This is a genomic window from Caulobacter sp. B11 (genome assembly GCF_002737765.1).
GTDB lineage: Bacteria > Pseudomonadota > Alphaproteobacteria > Caulobacterales > Caulobacteraceae > Caulobacter.
In genome coordinates this window covers 1-4,885 of the sequence record NZ_PEGG01000381.1, presented here as the reverse complement: position 1 = coordinate 4,885, position 4,885 = coordinate 1, and the positions used below count along the sequence as shown (strand labels likewise).

Annotated in this window: 2 protein-coding genes and 2 pseudogenes; all 4 read left to right on the top strand. The window is 67.9% G+C overall.

Annotation, left to right across the window (positions count from 1 at the left end; genetic code table 11):
• Nucleotides 1-968 (top strand): glycosyltransferase family 9 protein (locus CSW58_RS13160; protein WP_369825199.1); only part of this gene is annotated, 968 nt, incomplete at its 5' end.
• Between the two features lie 157 nt (nucleotides 969-1,125).
• Nucleotides 1,126-1,647 (top strand): translation initiation factor IF-3, encoded by a 522-nt coding sequence (gene infC, locus CSW58_RS13155; RefSeq protein WP_099447581.1) that lies wholly within the window; start codon nucleotides 1,126-1,128, stop codon nucleotides 1,645-1,647.
• A gap of 1,258 nt (nucleotides 1,648-2,905) precedes the next feature.
• Nucleotides 2,906-3,744 (top strand): annotated as a pseudogene (locus tag CSW58_RS16355) (alpha/beta hydrolase family protein).
• 123 nt (nucleotides 3,745-3,867) lie between these two features.
• Nucleotides 3,868-4,885: pseudogene (locus tag CSW58_RS13145) on the top strand (MFS transporter); the annotation flags it as partial.

The following is a 4,885-nucleotide window of genomic DNA, read 5'->3' as shown; positions in this document are numbered from 1 at the left end:
GCAAGGCGATCAATAAGGTCCTGGTGATCAAGCTGGGCGCCCTTGGCGATTTCGTCCTGGCCTTGGCCGCGATGAAGAAGATCCGTCAGGCCCATCCCAAGGCCAAGATCACCCTGCTGACCACCCCGCCCTTCGAGGCCCTGGCCAAGCTGTCGCCCTATTTCAATACGGTCGAAACCGACGGACGCCCCGGCGATCTGGGCGAATTGAGCGCCATGCTCGGCCGGGTGCGCCGGGCGCGCTACGACCGCATCTACGACCTGCAGACCAGCAGCCGGACGGGCTGGTACTTCCAGGCCCTGCGACCCTTTCCGCCGCAGTGGTCGGGCATCGCCGCCGGCTGCGCCCTGCCCCAGCGCGGCAAGGCCCGCAACGGCATGCACACCCTCGAGCGCCAGGCCGACCAGCTGAAACAGGCCGGCATCTGGCCCGACGCCCCGACCGAGCCCGGCAGCGCCCCGCCGCCGGACCTGTCGTGGATCCTGCGTCGGCACAAGGAGGCCCGCCCGGTGGCGGGCGCCGCCACGCCCAAGCCCTATGTGCTGCTGGTGCCCGGCGGCTCGGCCCATCGCCCCGAGAAGCGCTGGCCGGTCGAAAGCTATGCCCAGCTGGCGGGTCTGCTCAAGGCGCGCGGCCTGGACATCGTGGTCATCGGCGGACCGCAGGAAAGCGCCATGGCCCGGCAGATCCAGAAAGCGGTGGGCCAGGCCCGCGACCTGACCGGCCGGACCGACTTCGCCCAGCTGGCCGTGCTGGGCGCCAAGGCGGCTCTGGTGGTCGGCAACGACACCGGCCCGACTCACCTGCTGGCCGCCGCCGGGGCTCCCACCATCGCCCTGTTCTCCGACGCCTCCGACCCCGAGCTGTGCGGACCGCGCGGCCATGTGGCGGTGATCAAGTCGCATGACCTCAAGGCCTTGCCGGTCAGCACCGTGGCCAGCGCGGCGATCAGTCTGCTGCCGCAATAGGGGCCGCCAAAAGCGCGCCCGTGGCGATTAACCCCGCCGTTCTCGCCTTGCGCCTTGATAGAGGGCGACGCGCGGGTCATATATCATCTGAACGTCCGGCCTCAGGCTGCGGCGCGATTTCCTGCAACAATACCGGAGCCGCCCTATTCGCCGTCCTATGCAAACGCCGCCCGTCAAGGATGGTCCGCGTATCAACGATGAAATCCGAGTCCCGCGCGTCCTGCTGATCGACCAGAACGGCGAGAAGCAAGGCGAAATGCCGACGTCCTCCGCCCTCGAGGCCGCTGAGGAAGCCGGCATGGATCTCGTCGAGATCGTGCCCAACGCGAACCCTCCTGTCTGCAAGATCCTGGACTACGGCAAGTTCAAGTTCCAGGAGCAGAAGAAGAAGAACGAGGCCCGCAAGCGGCAGAAGATCGTCGAGCTGAAGGAAATCAAGCTTCGCCCGAACATCGACATTCACGACTATGACGTGAAGGCCAAGGCGATGAGCCGGTTCTTCGAGGAAGGCGACAAGGTCAAGGTGACCCTGCGTTTCCGCGGTCGTGAAATGGCCCACCCGGAGCTCGGCATGAAGCTGCTGCTCAAGGTCAAGGCCGACTTCGACGAGATCGCCAAGGTCGAATACGAGCCCCGCATGGAAGGCCGTCAGATGATCATGATCCTGGCTCCGCGCTAGGCTTCGATCTCGACCACAGCATAACGAAACGCCCCGGCCCGCGCCGGGGCGTTTTGCGTTGGGGGTCGTAGGGTCCGGCGTCGCAATTGACCGCCTTGCCGCGTCTCACCCCCTCGACAACCTCACTCGCACTGATAGAACTCTCTCAACCTGGGGGATGTAGCGTGTTTTTGAAGTGTTTGGCCGCCGCGGCGGTGTGTCTGGTGGTCGGCGCGGGCTCCGCGGCCGCCGCCCAAGACGTTCCTCTGGCCGCCTATGGCCGCCTGCCGACGCTGGAGGGGGTCGAGATCTCGCCCGATGGCGACATGCTGGCGGTGACGGTCACCAATGGCGAGCAGCGCGTTCTAACCGTCCGCAAGCTGGACGGAACCATGGTCGCCGGCTTGAACATGGGCGAAGGCAAGCTGCGCAACGTGCAGTGGGCCAGCCAGGACCACCTGCTGGTGTTCTCGTCCCAAGCCACCAAGGTGCGCGAAGTCACGGGCGGCGTGCAGGAATACTACATGGCCGTGGACTTCAATCTGGCCACCGGCAAGCAGACCGCCCTGCTCGGCAACGAGAAGAGCGCGATGAATGTCGTGCTCAGCATGCCGATGGTCCGCGTGATGGACGGCGCGCCCCACGCCCTCGTCGAAGGGGTGCGGTTCGTGGACAATGTCGGCGTGAACACCCTCTACCGGATCAATCTGGCCACCGGGGTCACGCGGGTGGCTGACTATAGCGGCGAACCCAGCACCGACAGCTGGCTGGTCGACCTGGAGGGCAAGCCTGTGGCCATGTCGCTCTACAACCAGGAAAAGGGCGTCTGGACGCTCAAGATGAAGATCGGCGGACGCTGGCAGGACGTCGACGCGATCAACACGCCCATGGGCTCCTACGGGCTGTCGGGGTTCGGGCGCGACGGCAAGTCGGTGCTGGTCCGGCTCACCAATGACAAGAACGAGACCTTCCTGCGCGAATACGGCGCCGACGGATCGAAGACCGAGCTCGCCCAGGGCGATCAGTTGGACGGCCTGCTCCACGACCCGAACGACCTGCGCCTGCTGGGCGGGGTGAGCCTGATCGGCGACAAGCTGAGCTACACCTTCTTCGACCCCAAGACCCAGGCCACCTGGGACGCGGTGACCCGGGCCTTCAAGAACGAGCGCGTCAGCCTGGCCTCCTGGTCGCGGGATCGGCGAAAGGTGGTGGTTGAGGTGGATTCCGCCGCCATCGGCCCCGGCTACGCCTTGGTCGACCTCGACGCCAAGACGGCCAAATGGCTGGGCATGATCTATCGCGACGTGCCGGCGGCCGGCGTCTCGCCCGTCCGCCCGATCCGTTACAAGGCCAAGGACGGCCTGGAGATCACCGGCTACCTGACCCTGCCGCGCGGCAAGGATCCCAAGAACCTGCCCCTGGTCGTCCTGCCGCACGGCGGTCCGGAAGGCCGCGACACCCCGGGTTTGACTGGTGGAGCCAGGCCCTGGCCTCGCGCGGCTACGCGGTGCTGCAGCCCAACTTCCGCGGCTCCGAGGGCTTTGGCTGGGACTTCATCGCGGCCGGCTTTGGCCAGTGGGGCAAGGCCATGCAGACCGACCTGTCGGACGGCGTGCGCGACCTGGCCGCCCAGGGCCTGATCGATCCAAGCGCGTCTGCATCGTCGGCGCCTCCTACGGCGGCTACGCGGCCATGGCCGGCGCGACTCTGGACAAGGGCGTCTATCGCTGCGCTGTTTCGGTGGCCGGCCCTTCGGACCTCAAGCGCATGCTGGCGGACGAAAATCGCGGCCGTCGATCGGTCGACAATTCGACCCTGCGCTACTGGCTGCGGTTCATGGGGGCCGATGGCCTGAAGGACCCCGACCTGGTCGCGATCTCACCGGCTCGGCTGGCCGACAAGGTCGAGATCCCGATCCTGCTGATCCACGGCAAGGACGACACGGTCGTGCCCCTGGTCCAGAGCCAGGTCATGGTCTCCGCCCTCAAGCAGGCCGGCAAGCCGGTCGAATTCGTCTCGCTGGACGGCGAGGACCACTGGCTGTCGAGCGGCGCCACCCGCCTGACCATGCTGAGCTCAGTGGTGACCTTCCTGGAAAAGAACAACCCGCCGAACTAGGGCGGCAACGCCAAGGGACACGCACGCCCGCCCAGCCGGGGCGCGTGCGTGTCCCGCTCCGGCGCGCGCCGCCGTGGTTTGCCGGTCGCTTCCCCCCTGGATCGGCGCTAAACCGGCCCCCTGATGTCCAGCCCTCCCCCACCGACCGCGCCGACCGCGCCGACCGCGCCCGCCCATGGCCCGCGCGCGCTCTATGTCCTGCTGCTGGTGGTGTTCATCAATCTGGTCGGCTTCGGGATCGTCATTCCGTTGCTGCCGTTCTACGCCAAGGCCCTGAACGCCGAGCCCTGGCAGATCACGGCCCTGTTCTCGGCCTATTCCCTGGGTCAGTTCGTGGCCGAGCCGTTCTGGGGCCGGCTGTCGGACCGGATCGGCCGCCGGCCGGTGCTGATCATCACCATCCTGGCCAATACGGCGGCCTATGTGGCCCTGGCCTTCGCCCCCAATATCGCCGTCGCCTTCCTGGTGCGCCTGGCCAGCGGCGTGGCCACCGGCAATATCTCGACCATCCAGGGCTACATGGCCGACGTCACCCCGCCGGAAAAGCGGGCGGCGCGCCTGGGTCTGCTGGGCGCGGCCTTCGGCATGGGTTTCGTGGTCGGTCCGGCCCTGGGCGGCCTGCTGGCCCATCCCGATGCCGGCCCCCTGGGTTTCCAGATCCCACTGTTCGTCGCCGCCGGCCTCGCCGCCGTCGCCTCGCTGGGGGTGTTCCTGTTCGTGGTCGAGAGCCGCGCGCCGAGCGATCCGGCCACGCCCCGGCCGCATCGCCGCGAGGCCCTGATCGCCGCCCGCGCCCATCCGGTGCTGTCGCGGGTCCTGCTGGTCACCCTGGTCTCGACCGCCGCCTTCGCCGGCATGGAATCGGTGTTCGGCCTGTGGACCCACGCCCGCTTCAACTGGGGGCCGCGCGAGGTGGGATTGTGCTTCGCGGTGATCGGGGTGGTCGCCTCGATCGGCCAGGGCGCGGGGCGCGGTGACGGACGCCTGGCCCGGCGCTTCGGCGAGCCCCGGGTGCTGACCGCCGGCCTGTCGATCATCGCCGTCACCCTTTTCCTGACCCGTTCGTGCCCAGCGCCGCCCTGGCCCCGGTGATCGTCGGCGGCACGGCCTTTGGCCAGGCGCTGGTCTTTCCTTGCGTGGC